This is a genomic window from Colwellia sp. BRX8-4, assembly GCF_014077345.1.
Classification (GTDB): Bacteria; Pseudomonadota; Gammaproteobacteria; order Enterobacterales; family Alteromonadaceae; genus Colwellia_A.
This window is the reverse complement of record NZ_JACGVS010000002.1, coordinates 301,905-325,019: the sequence shown is the minus strand read 5'-3', so window position 1 is coordinate 325,019 and position 23,115 is coordinate 301,905. Positions and strand designations below refer to the sequence as shown.

Sequence of the window (23,115 nt, the reverse complement as noted above, 5' to 3'; positions counted from 1 at the left end):
AAATATTAAGGAATAAACATGGACAGCAAGGTCATTATTTTCGACACCACCTTACGTGACGGAGAGCAGGCACTAAATGCAAGCCTTTCAGTGCATGAGAAGTTACAAATTGCGCTAGCCATTGAACGCTTAGGGGTAGATGTAATGGAGGTTGGCTTCCCTGTTTCTTCGCCAGGCGATTTTAAGTCAGTGCAACAAATTGCCCGCACCATTAAAAACTCCCGAGTTTGTGCTTTAGCTCGAGCTGTCGAAGGCGATATTCAAGCCTGTGCCGATGCGTTAAAAGTCGCTGACCAATTCCGTATTCATACGTTTATTTCAACATCAGATGTTCATGTTCAACAAAAATTGAAGAAAGATTTTGCCGATGTTGAAGCAATGGCAATCCATGCAATTAAATTTGCCCGAAAATTTACTGATGATGTCGAGTTTTCTTGTGAAGATGCTGGCCGTACCCCTATCGACAATTTATGTCGCATGGTTGAAAACGCTATAAAAGCGGGTGCCACCACCATTAATATTCCTGATACGGTTGGTTATACCCTACCCAATGAGTTTGGCGGCATTATTACCCAATTATTTAATCGTGTGCCTAATATTGACCAAGCGGTAATTTCGGTGCATTGCCATAACGATTTAGGTTTAGCCGTTGCCAACTCAATGACTGCGGTACAAGCAGGCGCTAGACAAATTGAATGTACCATTAATGGTATTGGTGAGCGCGCCGGTAATTGTTCACTAGAAGAAGTCGCGATGATCATGAAAACCCGGCATGACTTCTTAAATGTACACACCAATATTAACCATCAAGAAATTGCCCGCACTTCAAAGTTAGTCAGCGAATTATGTAATATGCCCGTGCAATTAAACAAAGCGATTGTTGGCGGTAACGCTTTTAGTCATTCGTCAGGTATACACCAAGACGGCATGTTAAAAGCCAGTAATACTTATGAAATTATGACCCCAGAAAGTGTCGGCATCAGTAAAACAAAATTAAACTTAACCTCACGCAGTGGTCGTCACGTTATTAAACACCGCATGGCAAGTTTAGGTTATACCGAAGCTGAGTTTGACTTAGAAGAGTTATACAGTGACTTTTTGGCGTTAGCCGATAAAAAAGGTCAAGTCTTTGATGATGATTTAGAAGCATTACACTTTAATATTCAACAACAAGGTGAAGAGCAAGAATTTTATCATCTAGAAACATTAAACGTGCAGTGTGGCGGCGGAGAGTTTTCCACGTCAAGTATTAAATTATTAGCCGGTAAAGAGAGCCATATTGTTTCTGAAACGGGTAATGGCCCGGTTGACTCATTATATAGAGCGATTAAAAAAGCGGTTGATATTGACTTTGAGGTCGCTGATTACAAAATATCAAATAAAGGTGAAGGTGAAGACGGTTTAGGTAAAGCTGATTTAGTGGTTACCTGGCAAGACAGAAAATTTCATGGCTACGGCTTAGCGACCGATGTTATCGACGCTTCAGCAAAAGCCTTGATACACGCACTGAATAGTATTCATCGCGCTATTACCATTAATGAAATAAAAAGCGAACTAAAAAACGACGTTCAAGCTTCATTATAATAAATTCAAACATATAAGATTGACTAAAGGTATAAAAGACATGTCGAACATAGCAATATTAGCCGGTGATGGCATCGGACCAGAAGTAATGGTTGAAGCTAAAAAAGTATTAAGTACCATCGCAACAATATTTGATATAAAAATATCGACACAAGATTACGCTATAGGCGGTGCTGCTATTGATAGCCACGGTCACGCCCTTCCTGATGAGACCATGAAAGGTTGTGAACAAGCCGATGCTATTTTATTTGGCTCTGTTGGCGGTCCAAAATGGGCTAACTTACCTCCTACACAACAACCTGAACGTTGTGCATTATTAGGCTTGCGTAGCCGTTTTGATTTATTTTGTAATATGCGCCCAGCGACCTTACAACCGGCTTTATCATCATTATCGACATTGCGCAGTGATATTTCACAGCAAGGCTTCGACGTACTGGTTATTCGCGAGTTAACCGGCGATATCTACTTTGGTGAGCCAAAAGGACGTCGCGGTGAAGGTGAAGAAGAAACTGGCTTTGACTCGATGTTTTATTCTCGTCAAGAAGTTAAACGTATTGCTCACTTGGCGTTTCAAGCGGCGCAAAAACGTAACAATAAGGTAACGTCTGTTGATAAGGCCAATGTTTTAGCGACCAGTCAGTTATGGCGCCAAGTGGTTGAAGAAGTCGCGAGTGAATACCCCGATGTTGCCTTAGAGCATTTATATGTAGATAACGCCGCCATGCAACTTGTTCGCGATCCCAACCAATTTGACGTTTTATTATGCCCTAATTTATTTGGCGATATTCTTTCGGATATCTGCGCAATGATAACCGGCTCTATGGGCTTATTACCTTCTGCAAGTTTAAATAGCGATGGTTTTGGTATGTATGAACCTGCCGGTGGCAGTGCGCCTGACATTGCCGGAAAAGGTATCGCTAACCCTATCGCGCAAATTTTATCAGCAGCATTAATGCTACGTTACAGCTTAAATGAAAGTGCAGCTGCACAAGCGATTGAAGATGCCGTAGCAAGCGCATTAGACAATGGCGTGCTAACCGCTGATTTACTGCCCGCAAACCAAAGACATCAGGCTAAAAACACCACTGAAGTGGGTGATTATATTTGCCAACAGATTATTGCGCGACAAAGTAGTGCACAAAATAGTGCTAATCAAAAAATAACAGAGGCATAACCGATGAGTCCTAAAAATTCTGCTACCACCTTATATGAAAAATTATGGCAACAACATGTTGTTGAAGAAAAAGCGGGTGAAACACCTTTGCTTTATGTTGACCGTCATTTGATCCACGAAGTTACCTCACCACAAGCGTTTGCTAACTTAAAGTTTCATAACCGCCCTGTTCGTCATCCAGAGCGTACGATTGCAACGATGGATCACAACATTTCAACCCGTTCAATAGAAATTGATGCTGCGGGTGAAGGCGCAGCCAATCAATTAAGAACATTAGAAAAAAACTGTAAAGAGTTTGGTATTGAACTATTTGGTATGGGCCATAAAAATCAAGGTATTGTTCATGTTATTGGGCCAGAACTTGGCTTAACGTTACCGGGTACAACAATTGTCTGTGGTGACTCTCATACCGCAACCCATGGCGCATTTGGCGCATTAGCCTTTGGAATTGGTACTTCAGAAGTTGAACACGTTTTTGCCACTCAAACCTTACGCCAAACAAAAGCAAAAACCATGAAAATTGAAGTTAATGGTCAAGTAGGCGCTGGAATTAGTGCAAAAGATATTATTTTAGCGATTATTGGCAAAACAGGTAGTGCGGGTGCGACCGGTTATGTCGTTGAATATTGCGGTAGTGCTATCGAAGCACTGAGCATGGAAGAACGCATGACCGTTTGTAACATGAGCATTGAATTTGGCGCGAAAGCGGGCTTAATCGCTCCTGATAAAACCACCTTCGATTATCTAATAGGTAAAGAATATGCGCCAAAGGGCGATGTATGGCTTGAAGCGTTAAATGATTGGAAGACCTTCAAAACAGATGAAGGCGCTGAGTTTGACACGATTTTAACCCTTAAAGCCGAAGAGATTAAAGCGCAAATCACCTGGGGAACCACACCGGGACAGGTTACTTCAGTCGATAGCGTAGTGCCATCGCCCGATGACTTTACCGAGCAAGTAGAAAAAGATTCTTGTGCGGCGGCCTTAACCTACATGGGCTTAACGGCGGGTACAAAAATTACAGATATTACTATTAACAAAGTCTTTATTGGTTCATGTACAAATTCACGTATCGAAGATTTACGCGCAGCCGCAGGTGTTGTTGCAAGCTATCAAGCACAAGGGAAATCAGTATCAGCAAATGTTGATGCCATCGTTGTTCCCGGTTCATATCGCGTAAAAGCGCAGGCAGAAGCGGAAGGTTTAGACAAAATATTTAGTAATGCCGGCTTTGAATGGCGTTTACCCGGTTGTTCAATGTGTTTAGGCATGAACGATGATGTGCTAACAGAAGGTGACCGCTGTGCTTCAACCAGTAATCGTAACTTTGAAGGCCGACAAGGCCGTGGTAGCCGAACGCACTTAGTGAGCCCAGAGCTAGCTGCTGCTTCTGCAATTACCGGTCATTTTGTTGATTTGAATTCACAAGGAATATAATCATGGAAAAATTTACAACACATACGGGGTTAGTTGTTCCTTTAGATGCAGCAAACGTAGATACCGACCAGATAATCCCAAAACAGTTTTTACAAAAAACAGAGCGAGTAGGCTTTGGGCAGCATTTATTTCATGACTGGCGCTATTTAGACGTATCAGGGAAAGTAAACAACCCTGAATTCATTTTGAATAAACCTCAGTACCAAGGTGCAAGCATTCTACTAACCCGTGAAAATTTTGGCTGTGGTTCAAGTCGAGAACATGCACCATGGGCATTAGAGGAATACGGTTTCAAAGCTATAATTTCACCAAGTTTTGCCGATATCTTTTATGGTAACTGTATTAATATTGGTTTACTGCCAATAAAACTTAGTGATGAAGAAATTGACACGTTATTTAAAATGAGCAGCCAAGAAAACCTCGAGTTAACCGTCGACTTAATCAATAACACAATCACTTGTGGCGAATTAAGTTTCACCTTTAGTTTAGATAAGTTTCATCAATATTGTTTAGAACAAGGCATCGACAGTGTTGGCTGGACATTAAACAAGCTAGACACGATAAAAGCTTTTGAAGCAAAAATGCCAAGCTGGCAATAAGTAAAGTATTACGTCCTAAAGCCTCATCTGCTCTTTACCGATAAATTGTAGATGAAGCTTTATTTTTTCACCCCTCCCCCCTTTCACCCATCAATTGCACTAATGACTAAAATTAATCTAAAGTATTGTTTAGTAATAAGCTATTATCAATTATAGCTTTGTAACTAGCCGCCTAACAATATGTCCAAAATAACAACGAGCGAAATCACCGAAATTATTTCTATCGATCAGCTCAAACCTGGCATGTATGTAAAATCATTTTCCGATAACAATCATCTTTCGATCAAATCTGAAGGTTATATTTCGTGTCTTGAAAGTATTACTCAATTACGTAACGCTGATATTGTTCAGCTCGTTATTGTGCCTGATAAAGAGAAGCAAACCGTTAATGTTGAAAAGGTTTTTTCTGACATTAAAACCAGGCAACTTATTGAACTAAAAAATAATTCGCTAGAAAAGTTAGCTATATCATTTGACAGCGAAATGAAAAAAGCCAGCGACTTGTATAAAAACGCAAAATTACTGCAAGAAAAAATCCTTTCACAAATTAGACAAAAAAAATCGATTAATATTGCCGAGGTTGAAGAATCAGCTAACGCTATGGTTGACTCTATTTTTCGAAATCAAGATGCCCTAACCTGCATGTCCCGTTTTCAAACTAAAGACTCTTATCTTATTGAACACTCACTCAATGTTTCAATTTTGATGGCTGTTTTTGCTAAACATTTAGGCTTTGACAAACGTTTGATCCAAGAAATAGCGCTGGGTGCCTTTTTGCATGATATTGGTAAAGTATTATTACCTAGCGATATTTTAAATAAACAAGGTACGTTAACCGCTAAAGAGCAAAGTATTATTCGCAGTCACGTTGCGCTTGGCTTAAAGATATTAGAAGACAGTCCTAGCATTTCTCATGTCGCGATGACTATGATACAAGAGCATCATGAACGTTTAGATGGTTCGGGTTATCCTAATAACCTTAAGCGAGATGACATATCAAAATATGGCAAGATGCTTGCTATCATCGACAGCTACGACGCCATGACCTGTGATCGCTCATATAGAAAGAGTGTTCACCCTATTAATGCTTTTAAGAAACTTATTGCTGAGTCCCCCGAATGTTATGACGAAGAATTAGTTGAAAGCTTCATTCAGTGTATGGGCGTTTATCCCGTCGGTACCTTAGTCAAACTTAACAGTGGTAAATTAGGGCTAATTAGCCGCTTAAATAAACAAAAACCCTTACACCCGTACGTACGCGTTTTTTATAATATACGCCTCAATCAAGCTATACCGATTAGAGAAGTTAACTTGAGTGAATCAAAATACAAAGATCAAATTGACTGCTGTATTCGACCTGAAGAATTTAACCTTAATTTATTAGGTTTTTTCAAAACCGCCTTTATCGACTAACGTTTAGCGCTTGCAGATAAACATTAGTCAGACCACTTAAAACGATGATATTACCAAGAAGAAAGCGCCGGCAAACTAAACTGCTGGCCTTTAAACGTTAAAATAACTTTCTGACCATAAATATGATTTAACACTAATTCCTCAGAAATAGTGTCGCCTTCATAGCGATCTCTGCCATTAACTTTTACCCAACTTTCACCTTCACTGGTATAAATATGTTGTTGAAAATTTAATGAAGGTAACTCACTTTGCACCCAAGCAGGCATATCTGATAATGTCGGTGCATTAACCTCAGGTTCGACAGCTTGGTTTGCGCTATTTTTGAATTGAGGGTCTTGCTCGGTATCATCTATTGCGTTTTGAAAAAGCGCCAGCAAATCATCAGAAACACCGTCAACCGCTTTCACCGAAAGCTTTTCTTTAACCTTGCTTGTCGCTTTATCTTCAGCTAATTTACTGTCTGCTAATGTAGATAGTTGCTCTGAAGAACTCTTGTCCGGCATAAGCACGTTTGCGGTGTTATCGGTTGTTACGATACGCTGCTCAACAGCACGTTTTTTGTCACCATCGCTTTCTATTTCAAACACTTTAGAAGCATTGTCTGTTGTTACTGCAACTAAATTTTTATCCGGTGTTTTTTTATTGTTAGTCGCTAAACTTTCATTATCCGCAACAATAAGCGCTGGAGCGCTAGTGTCACTTATAAGGTTATTACCCGCAGGCTCAGTAATATTGAGCGCCGACGTTTCGTTAATATCTTCACCAAAGAATTGACCTAGGAAATATGAGCTACCGACAATAACCGCTAACATTGTGCATGCGGCTAGCGCCTTAACCGCTTTGTGTTGCCACCAATAGGTCGCTTGGTATTCATCGCCTAATGCTTCTTGTGCAGATAATAAAACAATTTTTTTAGTCACCAAAGCATTATTACTGCAATAGGCGTTGGTCAGTGAACGCTCACATAACAAATTAATTATCCGCGGTATACCTTGTGAAATGCGATGAATTTCCGCCACTGCGGCACGTTCAAATAACATACGTTCACATTGTGCTACTGACAAGCGGTGTTGGATATAATGTCCTACTTCGCCCTTAGTTAACGGCAGCAAATGATAGCGAGCAGTAATGCGTTGTGCCAATTGTCGCAAGTCTCGACGTTGCAACAATTGTTTTAATTCAGGCTGACCAATTAAAATGACCTGTAGTAATTTTTTAGTATCTGTTTCTAAGTTTGTTAATAAACGTAACTGCTCTAAAACTTCTGGCGCTAAATGCTGCGCTTCATCAATGATTAATAACGTATTAAGATTAGCTTGATGGTTTTTATTGAGTTTTTCATATATTTTATCGGTGAGTGTTTTTAACGTTGCCCCCGTCTTTCGGTAACGAATCTTTAGCTCGTCACAAATAGTAGCCAGTAGCTCTTGGCTTGATAATGTTGGATTAAGAATAAAAGCCGCTTGCGTATTTTCGGGTAACTGCTCCATTAAGCGCCGACTGATCGTGGTTTTTCCGGTGCCAACTTCACCCGTTAAAAGTGCAAAGCCTCCTGTTTCACCCAAGCCATAACTTAAATGAGCCAAAGCCTCTTTATGGCGTTCACTCATAAATAAAAAGCGAGGATTAGGTGCGATTGAAAAAGGGCTTTCTTTTAAACCAAAATAACCTTTATACATAATAGATTTAAGTAATTTTTAAAGTCAATAAACTGTCATAGAAACTACCCTGTAGTCCATCATAAGTCAAAACTAGCTGGTAAATAATTTATATAAATATGCTAAGCTTTCTGAAAATATGTCAGCTTTAATAAATAAAGAGTAATAATGATCAACAATGACCTTTCAGTACTTAACCGCTATTTAGTCGGCGGTGCCGTTCGCGACAAACTTTTAGGACACAAGGTCTATGATCATGATTATGTTGTTGTTGGCGCAACGATTGAACAGATGCTGACATTAGGCTTTACGCAAGTCGGTAAAGACTTTCCGGTATTTCTGCATCCCAAGACTAAAGAAGAGTATGCCTTAGCAAGAACTGAACGTAAGCAAGGCCAAGGCTATACCGGTTTTATTTGCGATGCCAGTAGCGCTGTTACCCTTGAAGAAGATCTCCTTCGCCGCGACCTCACTATTAATGCAATGGCGATGCCCTTTAACGATAGCGTTGATAACACCACTATTATTGACCCTTATAATGGCCAAGTTGATTTAAAAAACCGTATATTGCGACATGTTTCATTAGCTTTTGTTGAAGACCCACTTCGTGTTTTACGGGTAGCTCGATTTACTGCCCGTTATCATGATTATGGTTTTACCATTGCTGGTGAAACAGTAGCCTTGATGACTAAAATCAGTGAAAGCGGAGAATTAGCGACACTGTCAGGTGAACGTATTTGGCAAGAAATGCAGCGCAGTTTGACTGAAAATAACCCAGAAGTATTTTTTCAAGTGTTACGTGAATGTGGTGCATTAGCGAAAATATGGCCTGAACTTAACTCGCTATGGGGGATCCCTAATCCAGAAAAATGGCACCCAGAAATTTGCTCGGGTATTCATACTATGATGGTTCTGCAACAAGCGGTTAAGCTTTCCCCTAAAACATCTGTACGGTTCGCGGCACTTTGTCATGACTTGGGTAAATCTTTGACCTTAGAAGAAAATTGGCCCAGCCACCGGGGTCATGAAAACTCAGGTTTAGCATTAGTTGACAAAATATGTGAGCAATTAAAAGTGCCTAAAGATCACAAAATTTTAGCGCGTAAAGTCTGTGAATTTCATTTACATTGCCATAAAGCATTTGAATTAAAAGCCAACACGCTAGTTAAGTTGTTTAATAGTTTAGATGTATGGCGCAAGCCTGAAGAGTTTACTGATTTTTTGACTGCCTGTACGGCTGATTTTCGCGGTCGATTGTACAATGAGAACAAACCCTATCCGCAAGTAGATTACTTACGTAGTGCTTTTGAAGCGGCCTTAACGGTAACCGCTAAAGAGTTTATCGAACAAGGAATAAAAGGTGCAGATATTAAAGAAGCCATAAATAAAAAACGCATTGAACTTGTTCAGAGCTTTAAAGTAGGTCATGTGCAAGTTAACAATCTTTAACCTTTGGCTGAAAAATCAAAAAAACATTCAAGTACCAAGTAAATCTACCCAGCCCGCACGCTAATTTAGCTTCACTGTGAGCAGGTTATTATTCTCGACATAGTTAACTAACCTATTCAACTCCTCAATATTTTTATATAAAAAAGTCAGCTAAATTAGCTGACTTTTTTAAGTAAGACGATTAGTGTTCTAACCGCTATTTACAACTCAATTAAAAGCTATAGGTTGCTTTTACGTAGTAGAAGCCACCGTTAAAGCCAAATGGAGATGTTTCGTAGTACTTACCGCCCCATTGGTTATTAGGTGTGAAGCCATCAGGATGATTACGTGAAGCTTCTTCAAACTCTAACTCTTCAGCTTGTTGATCAAAGATGTTCTGTGCACCAGCTGCTATTGTAAATGAGTCATTAATAAAGTAACTCACTTCAGCATCAAAAGTAATTGCTGCATCAGCATCTTGAGCGGCTAGGTCATAATCTACGTGTACCGCATGGTATTCACCGAAGTAGTTACCACGAACGTACATACTGATATTATCCCAGCTTTGAGAAACAGTGAATGAACCTCTATGCTTTGGTAAACCTTCTTCTAAGCGTTTAACTTTAAAAGCACCTGTAATATCAGAACTACCCGTAACATCGGTTTCATTCCAGTTGTAAGCTAAGCTAAGTTTAGTATCACCTTCAAACAACTGCATACCGTAGTTTGCAACAATATCAACACCTTGTGTTGTAGTATCAAAATCGTTAGCAAAGAAACTTACTGTACCGACTGAACGAGGGTTAGCTACATTTAATGCTTCTAATTTAGCATAGTCAGCTTCTTCTAATTTTGTACGGTCAGATTGTGTAATACGGTCATCAACTTCAATATGATAGTAATCAGCCGTAAAGAAAAAATCTCCATTTTGATAAACAGCACCAAATGCATAGCTGCTTGACTGCTCTGGCTCTAATTCTTTACCACCAAATAATTTTGAAAATTCACTTGTTGGTGGTAATAACGCTGAATCAGTTAATTCACCATCTTCTAATGCGGTAGAAACGTTACTTACATTAGCTTGACCAACGGTAGGAGCTCTAAAACCAGTACTTACAGAACCACGTATTGATAACTCATCATTAATAGAATATTGAGCCGTTAATTTATAATTTAACGTATCACCAAATGATGAGAAGTCTTCATAACGTAAAGCTGCGCCAAGTAAAAAGTCGTCAGTAATGTATGCTTCAACATCTACGTATGCAGCAACACTGCGTCTAGAGAATACACCGGCTTGTGATGGTTGAAAACCAGGGAAACCATGTGAGCCTAGGTTAAACCCTTGGTCGATTAATGGACCAGCAAGGAATGAGTATTGATCACCCGCGCCAATTTCAAATGTCTCTTCGCGCCATTCTAAACCACCCGCAACATTCATTGGTGAATCTAGACCAACTTCAACGCCCTTAGATAAATCTAAGTTAAACGTTTTTTCTAATTGTGTGTAATCACCTAAATCAAAATCACGTGGAGATTCAGGACCCATTGAAGAGTTAATGGTATTTACAATACTAAAGCTTGATTTATTACGACCAACAGAACCACTGATATCAAAGAAAACTTCGTCTAGCATTCCGCCGTTAATTTCACCTTCAACACCCATAGTTAATGATGTATCGACTACATTACCACCAAAGTTTGGCGTATAGCCGCCTGGGTATGTTTCGTTAACCGCAAAACAGTTTTTACCTAAAGCCGTACTATTGTCGGCAATAGACTGATAATCAGCTTGGTCTAAAACATTAGCGCCAATAGCTATGGTAGGACAAGTAATACCGTTATCTACGCCATCTAAATCGCCAACAAGTAGTGTGTCACCACCATCATTTGAATAAATGCTTGAACGGTTATGTGGATTTCTCCAGTAGAAGCCACCTTTTACATCACGTTCTGAATAGTTACCGAACATGTAGAATTTTTTATCATTGCCTAAATCAAGGCCAATATTACCAAAAAGTGTGGTGTCATCATTAACTTCTGGAGAGCCCCAAACTTGAGCTTCTTCAGCGATGAATGAGTTACCTGCCGCTGCAATGGTCGCAGCATTGGCTACTTGAACACTGCGGCTTGTCGCATCAGCATTTTTATATTGAAAACTTAAGTTAACGAAACCATCTTTAGTTAATGGCATACCAACGTTACCTGCGTAGGTTGTTGTAGCGCCGTCGCCTTCGTAATATTCACCGTGCTTAACAGAGAAACTACCGCCTTCTGCAGCATCTTTTAAAACAAAGTTCATTACACCAGCGATTGCATCTGAACCGTATTGTGCTGCTGCACCGTCACGTAGTACTTCAACTTGCTTTAACGCTATGCTTGGAATAACAGAAATATCTGGACCTTGTGCACCATCATTAATGCCGCCACCTTGGAATGCAATAACTGAAGCGCGATGACGACGTTTACCATTTAATAACACCAATGTGCTATCTGAAGACAAACCACGTAAGTTTACCGGACGAACTAATGTCGCCGCATCACTAATTGGGTTAGCGTGTACGTTAAATGAAGGAACACTGCCGACAAGTTGATCAAGCATGTCACTTGAACCCATTTTCTCTAAATCTTCACCACCAATAATATCAATTGGAACAGGAGAGTCAGCAACAGAACGAGGCGCTGAACGTGAGCCAACAACCGCTATTCTTTCTACATCTTTTACTTTTACTTTTGAGCTGTTTTCTTCTGCATATGCTGGGGCAGTACCTAGTGCAATACTTACCGCTAACGTTAACGTTGCTGTACGAAATAATTGAGTAGACATGTTACTTCCTTCATAGATTTATGTTTATATTTTTATATTTTTATGTTTTTTTAGACTAGGTAGTCAATAGGTGAAACTACCTAGACTTGCAGGTACTTTATAAAACAGCCTAAAAGTGTTTACAAGGGCGAAATTAATTGAAAATAGCGCGAAAATAGATGTTCTTCATTAAATAACGTTTAATTACGAAAAGAAGTCTAGTAATTGATAAAGAGGTTTTCTCTATAAGGACTATACAGGCTAGTGACTGTGGACTTATTAACCAGTAATTAATATCCGAATATTTTCGTAATCAAATAGATCCAAATAGACCTAAAAGAATTTTCTTATTCCAAATTGACATAAAAATAAATTATAAAAATATTGCACTATTTAGTGAAGTCACAGTCAAAGCACTAAAAATTAACACTAACTTTACAGTGCATACAATATACAAAGTAATTCATCGTCTTTTTTTAGCATTTCGTCGCTTATTTATGCACACTTATTGAATAATTTTGTATTCGCAGGGCTGATTTATAAAAAAGATAATCTAGATCAAAACAAAATTTAATGAGAAGTAGTGGGGAATAAAATAGATTATTACTATTGAAATTTAGTGATAAAAAAAGCGCTGATCATAAACAACCAACGCTTTGCGATTAACTCAATGAGCAATTAGCTAATTTAGCCGTTAACTCGCTGGTAAAATTGTCGCTGATACGGCACCAAAACCAATGCGCACTGCACCTTCTTTTTGACACCAACCTTTCATTATGACGTTGTCACCATCTTCTAAGAAAGTACGTTTTTCACCATTAGGTAAAGTAATAGGATCGGCACCCGCATTTGAAAGCTCTAACATTGAACCGGCTTCTTCAGGCTTAGGTCCAGATTGCGTACCACTGCCAAACATATCACCCGCGCGAAGGTTACAACCATTAACGGTATGATGAGCGACCATTTGTGCCACTGTCCAGTATGAATCTTTAAAGTTAGATTGTGACATTTCAACCGCTTCTTCACTTTTTTCACGCATATTTTGGGTTTCAAGCAAGGCTTGTAGCTGGATATCAAATGAACCGATCGTACGATTATTTTCTGACTCTAGGTATGGCATTGGTTGAGGATCTGTCTCAACACGTGTCCAAGCCGAGCGATAAGGTGCTAATGCTTCTGTCGTCACAATCCAAGGTGAGACTGTTGACGCAAAGTTCTTCGACAAAAATGGCCCTAAGGGTTGGTATTCCCAACCTTGAATATCACGCGCAGACCAATCGTTGAATAAACATAAACCAAAGACATGATCTTCGGCGTTATCGATAGAGATAGCATCGCCTAAGTCATTACCTTTACCAATGAATATGCCTACTTCTAATTCATAATCGAGACGCTTACAAGGGCCAAATGATGGTTCAGTTGCTGTCGGCGCTTTAGTTTGTCCAGAAGGACGCTTAAAATCTCGACCAGAAACATCAATAGAAGATGAACGACCGTGGTAACCAATCGGTACCCATTTATAGTTAGGTAATAATGGGTTGTCTGGACGGAACTTCAAACCCACTGATGTAGCATGGTGAATTGAGGTATAAAAATCAGTGTAATCACCAATATTACAAGGTAGTGCATATTCAACGTCAGCTTGAGCAATTAAACAAGCGGCCACTTTATCTTGTAAAGCTGAGCCTTCTTTCAAAGCATCAGAGAGTGCTAAACGTAAAGCGCTCCATGTCGCTTTACCCATCGCCATATAATCATTTAACTGTGGTGCATTACAGGCTTTTACGCCTGCTTGGGCTAGACCGTCAAAAACATTTGCGTTAGCCAAGGCAGCTAAGTCAATAACTTGATCACCAATTGCTACACCACCACGGAATGCTTCTTCGCTATTTGCACGTTTAAAAACCGCAAAAGGTAAGTTCTGAATAGGAAAGTCGGTATCTGCTTTATTCGCAGTGACAAGCCAACTAACTCGGGCTGAATTGTGGGTTTCGTTTAATAAATTCATAGTAGACATTGCTTGAAGAACTCCTGAAATTTAAGGCTTACTTTGATAAAACGTCAAAATACGTTTTAAAATACAAGTAAGTATAGAAGATAACGATATAAGATTGCGGCATTATACCAGCGAGAACAATAATTGGTATTAATGATAGCATTGAGTTATTTTTCTGAGGGTTAAGCTGTCAACAAATAGTTGCACTAAAGAGTTTACAGCCCATAATCTGATTAAAAAAGATATCTCGGTAAGTAAATCATCATCACGATACAAAATATAACAATACCCCAGAAGGCTTTGACAAAAAATCGTTGCCGCGCATTTTCACCGTCAGGATGATCTTTTGCTAACGGCATTCCACAATTTTGACAATTTTGCCTATTAATCTCATTTTTTGTTTGGCAATAAAGACAAGGTAACTGTTTCGCAGACATAATTAATGACTCGTTAATTGATGATAAAGTTGCGGCAAACGTATCGGTAATTGTGCTGGTCGTAAAATAACGGTGAAGCCATCACGACCAAATAAATAAGGTAAATACTCTTCTGCTTCTTGGTCAATGGTAATACAAAACGGTTTAATGCCTAACCTATTTGCTTCAGCAATCGCTTGGTGAGTATCCTCGATACCAAAACGCCCTTCATAATGATCTATATCATTAGGTTTTCCATCGGTTAAAATCAGTAGCAATTTTTGCGTACTACGCTGCTCTTGTAAAACCTTGGTTGCTTGGCGAATAGCCGCTCCCATTCGCGTATAAAAACCGGGGCAAATAGATTGAACGCGGCCACGAATTTCATCATTGTATGGTTCATTAAAGTTTTTTAGCATAGTAAGACGAACATTTGAACGTCTTACTGAAGAGAAACCATACATAGCAAAGTTATCACCAACACTATTTAACGCCTCACCAAATAACAGCATACTATCGCGAACCACGTCAATAACACGGTTATCATCATCTAAATAAGCATCAGTAGACATAGATAAATCAGCCAGTAATAAACTAGAAATGTCGCGATTGTTACCTCTAAAACTTTGGTAAAGTCCTTTTTCTTGAGTCGGCGCTATTTTACTTTCTACATAAAAGTCTAACCAAGCAGACAAATCAAGTTCTTCGCCTTGCGGTTGGGCTTTTAGCCAGTAACGTACACTGGTTAATTGTTCAAATTGAGCTTGAATAGCCTTTGCCGTTTTTTGAAGCTTAATAGGCAAAGATTGAGCTGTATAATTTTTTGGCAGCATTGGTTGTAGTAAACAACGGTCGGCTTCTAACTGCTGCGTTCTGTAATTCCATTCGGGTAAAGAAATGCCTTTCCCAAGCGGAATATCATCTTCGGACGCGGAAGGTAAATCTAAATCAATTTTTATATTGGCACTTTTTTGGTCTTGTTGTTGCGATAAAGTAATATTGTCGAGATCTTCTGCTGTACGTAATAAATCTTCTTCATCTTCATCGGTATCATCAGAGCCTCTATCTAGTTTTGAAAATTCGCTCCATGAAAAAAGGCTTTCTAAACGAAAAATCATCATGCCATCGTTACTTTCATCTGCTTGTTCGCGATCTGCTTTTTTACGGCTAATTTTATTTTTTGTTGATTGCTTACTTTCTTGAGCTTGGTTTTCGTCTTCAGTAATGTCTTGATAATCAGGCAAGAGTAATGGATCAACATGAGCTGAAGGATATAACCAAAGGAATACCGCTTTCGGCGCGTAATTAACCGTAGGAAATATTTTAACAGTGCCCGGTTCTAGAATCGCTTGGACAATCGCCTGCTCCATTATTTTTTCTTGCTCGGGTAGTTTTTTTAACGAGGGTCTGCTTACTAAAAAAGCTTGGGCTAATCGTTGATAACGGGGAGTTAATGCAGGAAATTTTGTTAAGACTTCAACAACGAGTTGCTGATTATCTATCGCCCAATGCTGAAAGCGTCCACTATGATGCGCAGCTAAAATAGCTAGCCAAATATAAAGGTCACGATTGAGTTCAGTCGTTGGAAATACCGCTAAACGTTCAGGTAAACGTAAACTCTCAGGGTCTTGCCACGCAAGACTGACTTGTTGATTTTCACCCGATACTTTTTGCAGAAAGGTGCGACGAACGAGATAATCTCTTGAACTCGCCGCCTCTATACGCTTAACAACGTCGCCACCTAAGGCACGAAAAACCATACCAACAGATTTACTGACCTCACTAAAGCACACGCTTGCTTGCTCATATTCGGTACTGGCTTTACGGGTAATATACTTATGCCAAATCCCACCAACCCATTCTTCCATTATCACTACCGCATTAAAGTATGTCTTTAATTTATAGTAGCAAATTGAAAAATAAATAGGCTGATATGTATCAAGTAACCCGTCATTTAATCAAGGTTTTAAAAAGAAGTGAACAGACACTAAAACTCGACGTTCTGTGCTATGGATTAAAAGATCAGGTGCATGCAAGCCAGTGCTGCTAAGCCCGCAAGAATATCATCAACCATAATACCTAGACCGCCATGTAAATTTTTATCTACATAGGAAATAGGCCAAGGTTTAAAAATATCAAAAATTCTAAATAAGATAAAACCAACAACAATACTTTGCCATGTCAAAGGAACAAGAAACATAGTGATTAAAAAACCAACAATTTCATCCCAGACAATTGCGCCATGATCAGGTACACCTGCATCTTCTGCCGCTTTTCCACAAATATAAATACCGGCAATACTCATGATAATAACAATAGCTAAATAAGTACTGACTGAAGCAGGCGCTAACAGCAGGTACAAAGGAATGGCCGCAAGCGTGCCATAAGTACCTGGTGCTTTAGGTAATAAACCACTACCAAACCCTAAAGCAAGAAAATGGATGGGGTTAGTTATACGAAAATTCTCGGTAGATTTACTCATTACATTTAACTTACATTATTTAGTAGAAGGAGTATCAGAGAAATGTTGATAGCTCTGAACCTTAATATTTACCGCTTTTTTATTTAATGTCGTGGTAATTTTTCCTGAACCATTCAATTGGCCAATACAGGTAATCTTATTGCCTGAGTTAGCTAAGGCTGTTTCCATGCCTACGCGGTTATCTTCAGTAACACTAAATAATAGCTCGTAATCATCGCCACCTTCTAAAGCTATATCGTACGCTGCGTCTATACCAACAGTATCACTTAATGCGGCAGAAAGCGGTAAAGCATCAAGAACAATATTAGCACCAACACCCGAAGCATTACAGATATGAGCTAGGTCTGCGACTAAACCATCAGATAAATCTATCGCAGAAGTCGCATATTTACGTAAAGCTTGTCCAGCCAAAACCCTTGCTTTAGGAAAGTCTAAGCGTTTTTGTATTTCTTGCTGATATTTAGCTGCTACTTTCACTTTACCTTGGATATGTTGTAAAGCGAGGTTCGCTGCACCTATCTCACCGGTAACATATAACCATTCTCCTGCTTTAGCACCTGAACGGGAAATATGTTGTCCAAAAGGAATTTGTCCTTGCGCTGTAATGGTTATACTCAATGGTCCTTGCGTCGTATCACCACCAATAAGCTGGACATTATAAAATTCACAAAGGTCAAAAACACCAAGGCAAAATTCATTGATCCAATTTTCATCAATCTCAGGAAGCGTGAGTGCTAAAGAAACCCAACTAGGCTCTGCCCCCATAGCGGCAAGATCAGACAAATTAACAGCTATCGATTTATGACCAATAGCACGTGGCGATGTATTTAAAGGAAAATGAACACCTGCCACTAAGGTATCTGTCGTTACTGCAATGTGTTGGCGTTCACCCGGAGTAACCAGTGCACAATCGTCACCAATACCTAAATAAACGTCTTTGCGCTTCACTACCTGTTCAGTAAAATAACGTCGAATGACTTCAAATTCTTTCATACAACAACCAATCCTTTGCTTTGCTTTGAGAAAATGAACGCAAATTATTCTTCTGGACGAATCAGTTTAACGGCTTTATCAAGAACACCATTAACAAATTTATGACTATCGTCGGCAGCAAAAGATTTTGCTAATTCGATAGCTTCATTAATAACAACTCGGTATGGCACATCTTTACAATCTTTCAATTCATAAATGGCGACACGTAAAATAGCTTTTTCTACTGGGTCAACGTCGTTTAAAGGACGGTCAACATGTGGAGAAATAGCTTCATCGATAGAACCAACTGATTTGGTTACACCGTGGAGTAATTGTTGAAAATATGGAATATCAAAACGGCGCGCACTGTTATCAGTTAAAAAGTTAACTTCGATATCAGTTACTGAGTTTTGGCTAAGCTGCCATGAGTAAATAGCTTGAACAGCTAACTCACGAGCTTTCCTTCTAGGAGTTGGTTTCACAAAAATTCCCGCTTATATTTTATCTAAAACATTAACCATTTCTAAAGCACTTAAAGCCGCTTCTGCGCCTTTATTACCTGCTTTAAGTCCGGCACGATCTATTGCTTGCTCAACGGTATCGGTTGTAATGACACCAAAAGCAACAGGAATAGTGTATTCCATTGAAACTTGCGCTAAGCCTTTATTACATTCGCCCGCAACAAAATCAAAATGTGGAGTTCCGCCACGAATAACGGCGCCAATAGCTATAATGCCATCGAACTCGCCTTTACTTGCAATACGCTTAGCAGCAAGGGGTAATTCATATGCGCCAGGAACACGAACAATAGTAATGTCGTTATCTGCAACATTGCCATGGCGTTTAAGTGCATCAACTGCACCTTCTAATAAATTTTCAACTACAAAACTGTTAAAACGTGAAACAACGATGGCAAACTTTTTACCTGCTGCGTCAAAATTAGCTTCAATGATATTCATTTATATTTCACTCACAAAAAATTTGCCGCAATTCTACCAAACCCAGAGACAATTCGGTACTTGTTTGCTTAATTAAGTGTAAAAATACTGTAGAATACTGCTATTACTCACTAAAAATACGATACCTATGGCTTTTATATTTTCAACAAATAAACTTCCCGAACTCGAAAGCTATTCGCTTGGGCAAAGACAGCAGATTTTAACACTCGCTGCCGCTAAATTGACCGCACCAGAGAAGTTCGTATTAAATATTTTGAAGTTAATAATGTTGGTGCCACCTTTTATATTTATGGCACAATTAGATGGGCTGCTCTTTGTGGTATCTTTGTTTAGTTTTCTAGCCGTGTATTTTATTTTACTTCGGCCAGTATCGTTAATTTTTACCCGTAAATATCTCAGTGTTGCGATCAAGCAGTATAATAAATTAGCTTAATCTTTAATTATCACATCAAAAAAACCGCGATTTACACTAACACCACAGCTTTTTTTTTAATTAATAGTTTTGTAAAAATGAGTGAAGCTTGAAGTATTCTAAGCTTCACTCTGCAAAGCAAGTTTATTGATCAACGTCTGCCATGTTATCGAGTTCTTCTAAAAAGGCATTAATTTCGTCTTCACTGTCTTCATCAATCACGATGGGCGGGTTACCATCATAAACTTTAAATTCCATATTTTGAAAGTAAGCATTTTTAACAAATTCGTACGAATCAATAGATTCATTAATAATTTGCTCTTGATCAACAAGCGCAGCTCGTTGTTCAAGCCCGAGTACGGCTTGGCGAAGTAAGTTAGGCCAAAAATCAATAATAGCTAATGGCCAGTAGTATTTATCAACATAGTCACCCACTTCTTCACGAACTGAGCTTGGCCCAAGAGCCGGTATAACTAGATAAGGTCCATCTCCAACACCATATGAGCCTAAGACTTCACCAAATTCTTCTTGTGCTCTGATCCATTCGAAGTCACTTGCTGGGTCAAAAAATCCAAATATGCCGATAGTAGAGTTAAGGATAAAACGCCCCGTACTTTTACCCGCTTCACTAAACTTTCCTTGCAGCAGGTTATTTATAACCGTTGATGGCTCGTTTAGGTTTAAGGCAACATTATGTATCCCGGACCTAAAGTCTGTTGGCATATATTCAACATACGCTTGGGCTGTCGGTTTAAGCACATATTTGTCTGCATAATCCCAGGTAAAAGTCCAAAACGGTCGGTTAATTGATTCTAATGGATCTTTAGGATCTGAAACACTAGCACTATTTTCAGCAGGTGTTGATGAACAGGCAGAAATAACTAATGCCAGTAGAATGACAACAATTCTTTTTGTTGGATTATTGAACAAATAAGAAAATATAGCGGCTACTTTCACTTAGCGTCCTTGATATTGAGTAAAAAAATAATGACGCAGTTTACCACGCAAAAATGCAATGCAACATAAAAGCTTTAACTATTTATCTGCGGAAAAACCATAAAATGATTGGTTTTAAGAAGGCGATGTTTTATTTCTGTGGACAGATATTAACATCTCAGCTTCAGCAAGTGGGATGTCACATTCTCGAACGACCTCATCGATCTCTGCGCCTAACTCAACGAGTTTAAAAGCACGTGAATAGAGTTTATCTTGCGGTTGCTGATTTTGAAATTGATCTATTAATTGCTTTTGAAGCCCACTCTCTTCTTGCAGTATTTTAATACGATGTTCAAGTTGTTTACTGACTTGCTCGTTTTCTAACTGCAGACTTTCAAGCTTATTATTAAACTCAAGCAATTGTTTATTTACGCTATTTTGCGACGATTGTAGCTCATTTATAAACAACTCTTGCGTTTCAAGTTGTGTTTTCAGCACTTTATTAGTTCGATGAAAATAAGTTTTTTGGCGATAAATATAACCAATTAGCACTATAAAAAGCACAAAACTGCTAACTAAAATCAAAAGTGGCGAGATAATAAACATAAACGCTTCTTAAACCATTACAACTAGATAAAGCCTGATAAGTCAGGCTTTATTTAAAGAGACTCAGTAAACAGCCTAGAACTGTTTAAGTTCATCCCATTCGTCGTCAGAAAGTAACTGATTTAGGTCGACTAAAATCAATAACTCACCTTCTCTGTTTGAAACACCTTGAATGAATCGTGCACTATCGTCATTACCTACATTCGGAGCATCATCTATCTCAGAATTTTTTAAGTAAACAACTTCAGCGACACTATCTACCAAGATACCAATAACTTGTTTTTCGGCTTCAATGATAACAATACGAGTATTATCAGAAATATCCGCAGGTTTAAGCCCAAAGCGTTGTCTGGTATCAATGACAGTAACAACGTTCCCTCGCAGATTAATGATACCTAATACATATGTAGGTGCTCCTGGCACCGGTGCAATTTCACTATAACGCAAAACTTCTTGCACTTGCATTACATTAATACCGTAGGTTTCACTATCAAGCTTAAAGGTTACCCATTGCAACACTTCATCGTTGTCTACGTTTTCATTTGCATTACGTCTATCATCAGCCATACAGCCTGCCTCTTAAATATCTTATTGAAAATCAATCTGTTTGATTATTCGTCTAGTGTACATAGTATAATACTATCTGGAGATCTAGCCATTAATCTTGGTTAATATTTGCGCCTGCGTCAAGTAACTTAATCAAAGACTCGACATCAAGTAGTGCACACATACGTTCTTTGACTAAACCGGCTAACCAAGGTCGTTTGTTCGGTAGGTCTAACCATTTTACATCTTCTTGCTCTAACGTCACTGTATCGACTAATGTTTCAGCCGATAATCCCCAATGACTATTACCTAGCATGACAATATATTGATAGTTTAGCGAATTTATTAACGCTTCGTCACATTTTTCTGGCATTACCCATAAAGCGGTATTCACTACATTAATTTTTTCATCTCGATGTAACATAACACCAGTAAACCATTTAGGCTTACCCATTAGACTCGTTGTTTTGTCTTCGTTATGTATGCCACCCAATTCAATCAACGGCACTGCAATCGTTAAACCCGCAACATTAAAGAACATCGCTTGAAAACTACCCTTTCGATAATTTTTACTCTGATGAACAATTAATGGCTGATCACTTTTTCTTGTCTTAAGCGGTTCATCAAGAGTCAATTGTGTTTTTTCTTCGACTTTGTCCTGAACTTTTTCTTCAACTATTTTAGGTCGTTCATTTTTTACAGAGCTTTTAACAGTATAAACAGGTTCATCTATTGGGTCGGCAATACGTTCAGTAATATCAACTTTTTGTAAAAGTTTTTCTAACGGTTGCTGATATTTTGCTTTTACAGAAATAATTGGCAGGTCCGATTCTTGCTGATCTTCAGTCAACAATTCTGATAAATAATTCTGCATTAGTTTCTTACTTGCAGCGAGTGACTTTGCCATTGGACAATTAACCTAATTTTTGCAGTTCTAATAAACTGCTTAGTAGTTTTTTATATGCACTAACACCACGTGTTAACGGTGCGTAATCTGAAGGTACCTGCATTGCATAACTGGCATTTCTAAAATTAGTATCTACCGGTATAACACCGGCCCAAACACTATCATCGTATAGCTCTTGTAACTTTCTATAGGTCAGTAATGATGCCTTAGTACGTTTATCAAACATGGTCGGCACTATGGTATATTTAAACGGCTTATCTTGCTCAACTTGCATAATATCCATTGTTTTCATCATGCGGTCTAAGCCTTTCAAGGCTAAGAACTCAGTCTGCACTGGCACAATAATACGTTGCGATGCCGCCAAAGCATTCACCATCAGCACACCTAAAATCGGAGGACAATCAATTAAGACATAATCATATTCATCGGCTATTTTTATCATCGCTTTTTTCAACACTAAGCCCATACCACCTTTATTACCGAGTGAACGGTCTAAAGTAGCTAAGCCCATAGTTGCCGGGAGTATATCTATATTGTCGTATTTCGTTGGACATAAACTTTGCATTATTTGTTCTTTCGTTGAAACTTGAACAAATAAATCGTAAACACTTAACTCAAGATCTTCAGATTCGATACCAAAATAATAACTCAAAGAAGCATGGGGATCAGTATCTACCAACAACACTTTATAGCCCTGCTCAGCTAATAAGCCACCTAAGGAGATTGTTGTTGTGGTTTTACCAACGCCACCTTTTTGATTTGCTACGGTCCATACTACCAAGTT

General features: G+C 38.8%; 20 protein-coding genes. 7 read left to right on the top strand and 13 right to left on the bottom strand.

The window, feature by feature from the left end; all coding sequences use genetic code 11:
* The first annotated feature begins 18 nt into the window (after positions 1 to 18).
* From leuA to H4J56_RS03225, 5 genes are all read left to right on the top strand, one after another.
* A complete protein-coding gene (gene leuA, locus H4J56_RS03245) occupies positions 19 to 1,584 on the top strand; it encodes a 2-isopropylmalate synthase (protein WP_070374596.1) in 1,566 nt (521 codons plus the stop codon).
* A gap of 40 nt (positions 1,585 to 1,624) precedes the next feature.
* Positions 1,625 to 2,758 carry a 3-isopropylmalate dehydrogenase gene (leuB, locus tag H4J56_RS03240; RefSeq protein ID WP_182258841.1) on the top strand — a complete coding sequence of 378 codons (1,134 nt, stop codon included), beginning with the start codon at positions 1,625 to 1,627 and terminating at the stop codon, positions 2,756 to 2,758.
* A gap of 3 nt (positions 2,759 to 2,761) precedes the next feature.
* Entirely contained in the window at positions 2,762 to 4,195 is a 1,434-nt protein-coding gene (gene leuC / locus H4J56_RS03235) for a 3-isopropylmalate dehydratase large subunit (RefSeq protein WP_070374598.1), read from the top strand.
* A 2-nt stretch (positions 4,196 to 4,197) separates the two neighbouring features.
* Positions 4,198 to 4,794, top strand: coding sequence for a 3-isopropylmalate dehydratase small subunit (gene leuD / locus H4J56_RS03230; RefSeq protein WP_182213549.1), 597 nt, complete (start codon positions 4,198 to 4,200; stop codon positions 4,792 to 4,794).
* A gap of 180 nt (positions 4,795 to 4,974) precedes the next feature.
* On the top strand, positions 4,975 to 6,207 hold the full coding sequence (locus tag H4J56_RS03225) for an HD-GYP domain-containing protein (RefSeq protein WP_182258840.1): 1,233 nt from the start codon (positions 4,975 to 4,977) through the stop codon (positions 6,205 to 6,207).
* A gap of 50 nt (positions 6,208 to 6,257) precedes the next feature.
* Here the strand turns inward: H4J56_RS03225 and H4J56_RS03220 are convergent, their stop codons facing one another.
* Positions 6,258 to 7,886, bottom strand: a complete 1,629-nt coding sequence (locus H4J56_RS03220; RefSeq protein ID WP_182258839.1) for an AAA family ATPase — start codon at positions 7,884 to 7,886, stop codon at positions 6,258 to 6,260.
* 147 nt (positions 7,887 to 8,033) lie between these two features.
* Between H4J56_RS03220 and H4J56_RS03215 the strand changes: the two genes are divergently transcribed.
* A complete protein-coding gene (locus H4J56_RS03215; RefSeq protein WP_182258838.1) occupies positions 8,034 to 9,314 on the top strand; it encodes a multifunctional CCA addition/repair protein in 1,281 nt (426 codons plus the stop codon).
* Between the two features lie 211 nt (positions 9,315 to 9,525).
* Here the strand turns inward: H4J56_RS03215 and H4J56_RS03210 are convergent, their stop codons facing one another.
* The 7 genes from H4J56_RS03210 to ribE form a co-directional block, all read right to left on the bottom strand.
* Entirely contained in the window at positions 9,526 to 12,120 is a 2,595-nt protein-coding gene (locus H4J56_RS03210; RefSeq protein WP_182213543.1) for a TonB-dependent siderophore receptor, read from the bottom strand.
* 673 nt (positions 12,121 to 12,793) lie between these two features.
* Positions 12,794 to 14,107: a fumarylacetoacetase gene (gene fahA / locus H4J56_RS03205; protein ID WP_182258884.1), complete on the bottom strand. Its 1,314-nt coding sequence runs from the start codon at positions 14,105 to 14,107 to the stop codon at positions 12,794 to 12,796.
* A 427-nt stretch (positions 14,108 to 14,534) separates the two neighbouring features.
* The gene (locus tag H4J56_RS03200; RefSeq protein ID WP_182258837.1) at positions 14,535 to 16,379 is read right to left on the bottom strand and encodes a nitric oxide reductase activation protein NorD; all 1,845 of its coding nucleotides are present in this window, start codon (positions 16,377 to 16,379) and stop codon (positions 14,535 to 14,537) included.
* Between the two features lie 146 nt (positions 16,380 to 16,525).
* A complete protein-coding gene (locus tag H4J56_RS03195) occupies positions 16,526 to 16,993 on the bottom strand; it encodes a phosphatidylglycerophosphatase A (protein ID WP_070374604.1) in 468 nt (155 codons plus the stop codon).
* A gap of 15 nt (positions 16,994 to 17,008) precedes the next feature.
* A complete protein-coding gene (thiL, locus tag H4J56_RS03190) occupies positions 17,009 to 17,986 on the bottom strand; it encodes a thiamine-phosphate kinase (RefSeq protein WP_182241664.1) in 978 nt (325 codons plus the stop codon).
* Positions 17,987 to 18,030: 44 nt separating this feature from the next.
* Positions 18,031 to 18,447, bottom strand: coding sequence for a transcription antitermination factor NusB (gene nusB / locus H4J56_RS03185; RefSeq protein WP_070374606.1), 417 nt, complete (start codon positions 18,445 to 18,447; stop codon positions 18,031 to 18,033).
* Positions 18,448 to 18,459: 12 nt separating this feature from the next.
* Positions 18,460 to 18,924 (bottom strand): 6,7-dimethyl-8-ribityllumazine synthase, encoded by a 465-nt coding sequence (gene ribE, locus H4J56_RS03180; protein WP_070374607.1) that lies wholly within the window; start codon positions 18,922 to 18,924, stop codon positions 18,460 to 18,462.
* A 127-nt stretch (positions 18,925 to 19,051) separates the two neighbouring features.
* Here ribE and H4J56_RS03175 point away from each other — a divergent pair, with 127 nt between their 5' ends.
* Positions 19,052 to 19,357, top strand: coding sequence for a DUF6170 family protein (locus H4J56_RS03175; RefSeq protein WP_182258836.1), 306 nt, complete (start codon positions 19,052 to 19,054; stop codon positions 19,355 to 19,357).
* A 123-nt stretch (positions 19,358 to 19,480) separates the two neighbouring features.
* On the opposite strand, the gene H4J56_RS03170 is transcribed toward H4J56_RS03175, so the two are convergent.
* From H4J56_RS03170 to H4J56_RS03150, 5 genes are all read right to left on the bottom strand, one after another.
* Positions 19,481 to 20,293, bottom strand: a complete 813-nt coding sequence (locus tag H4J56_RS03170; protein ID WP_310733825.1) for a VacJ family lipoprotein — start codon at positions 20,291 to 20,293, stop codon at positions 19,481 to 19,483.
* A gap of 114 nt (positions 20,294 to 20,407) precedes the next feature.
* Positions 20,408 to 20,878 (bottom strand): DUF2802 domain-containing protein, encoded by a 471-nt coding sequence (locus tag H4J56_RS03165; protein ID WP_182258835.1) that lies wholly within the window; start codon positions 20,876 to 20,878, stop codon positions 20,408 to 20,410.
* A 75-nt stretch (positions 20,879 to 20,953) separates the two neighbouring features.
* A complete protein-coding gene (locus H4J56_RS03160) occupies positions 20,954 to 21,445 on the bottom strand; it encodes a chemotaxis protein CheW (protein ID WP_146799106.1) in 492 nt (163 codons plus the stop codon).
* Positions 21,446 to 21,536: 91 nt separating this feature from the next.
* Positions 21,537 to 22,331, bottom strand: a complete 795-nt coding sequence (locus H4J56_RS03155; RefSeq protein ID WP_220465897.1) for a chemotaxis protein CheW — start codon at positions 22,329 to 22,331, stop codon at positions 21,537 to 21,539.
* Between the two features lie 7 nt (positions 22,332 to 22,338).
* Positions 22,339 to 23,112, bottom strand: coding sequence for a ParA family protein (locus tag H4J56_RS03150; RefSeq protein ID WP_182176122.1), 774 nt, complete (start codon positions 23,110 to 23,112; stop codon positions 22,339 to 22,341).
* Between the last annotated feature and the right edge of the window lie 3 nt (positions 23,113 to 23,115).

What these genes read in the sequence shown, in the direction of transcription:
- leuA (WP_070374596.1), top strand. Translation starts at nt 19, where the DNA reads ATGGACAGCAAGGTCATTATTTTCGACACCACCTTACGTGACGGAGAG.
- leuB (WP_182258841.1), top strand. Translation starts at nt 1,625, where the DNA reads ATGTCGAACATAGCAATATTAGCCGGTGATGGCATCGGACCAGAAGTA.
- leuC (WP_070374598.1), top strand. Translation starts at nt 2,762, where the DNA reads ATGAGTCCTAAAAATTCTGCTACCACCTTATATGAAAAATTATGGCAA.
- leuD (WP_182213549.1), top strand. Translation starts at nt 4,198, where the DNA reads ATGGAAAAATTTACAACACATACGGGGTTAGTTGTTCCTTTAGATGCA.
- H4J56_RS03225 (WP_182258840.1), top strand. Translation starts at nt 4,975, where the DNA reads ATGTCCAAAATAACAACGAGCGAAATCACCGAAATTATTTCTATCGAT.
- H4J56_RS03220 (WP_182258839.1), bottom strand. Translation starts at nt 7,886, where the DNA reads ATGTATAAAGGTTATTTTGGTTTAAAAGAAAGCCCTTTTTCAATCGCA.
- H4J56_RS03215 (WP_182258838.1), top strand. Translation starts at nt 8,034, where the DNA reads ATGATCAACAATGACCTTTCAGTACTTAACCGCTATTTAGTCGGCGGT.
- H4J56_RS03210 (WP_182213543.1), bottom strand. Translation starts at nt 12,120, where the DNA reads ATGTCTACTCAATTATTTCGTACAGCAACGTTAACGTTAGCGGTAAGT.
- fahA (WP_182258884.1), bottom strand. Translation starts at nt 14,107, where the DNA reads ATGAATTTATTAAACGAAACCCACAATTCAGCCCGAGTTAGTTGGCTT.
- H4J56_RS03200 (WP_182258837.1), bottom strand. Translation starts at nt 16,379, where the DNA reads ATGGAAGAATGGGTTGGTGGGATTTGGCATAAGTATATTACCCGTAAA.
- H4J56_RS03195 (WP_070374604.1), bottom strand. Translation starts at nt 16,993, where the DNA reads ATGAGTAAATCTACCGAGAATTTTCGTATAACTAACCCCATCCATTTT.
- thiL (WP_182241664.1), bottom strand. Translation starts at nt 17,986, where the DNA reads ATGAAAGAATTTGAAGTCATTCGACGTTATTTTACTGAACAGGTAGTG.
- ribE (WP_070374607.1), bottom strand. Translation starts at nt 18,924, where the DNA reads ATGAATATCATTGAAGCTAATTTTGACGCAGCAGGTAAAAAGTTTGCC.
- H4J56_RS03175 (WP_182258836.1), top strand. Translation starts at nt 19,052, where the DNA reads ATGGCTTTTATATTTTCAACAAATAAACTTCCCGAACTCGAAAGCTAT.
- H4J56_RS03165 (WP_182258835.1), bottom strand. Translation starts at nt 20,878, where the DNA reads ATGTTTATTATCTCGCCACTTTTGATTTTAGTTAGCAGTTTTGTGCTT.
- H4J56_RS03160 (WP_146799106.1), bottom strand. Translation starts at nt 21,445, where the DNA reads ATGGCTGATGATAGACGTAATGCAAATGAAAACGTAGACAACGATGAA.
- H4J56_RS03155 (WP_220465897.1), bottom strand. Translation starts at nt 22,331, where the DNA reads ATGGCAAAGTCACTCGCTGCAAGTAAGAAACTAATGCAGAATTATTTA.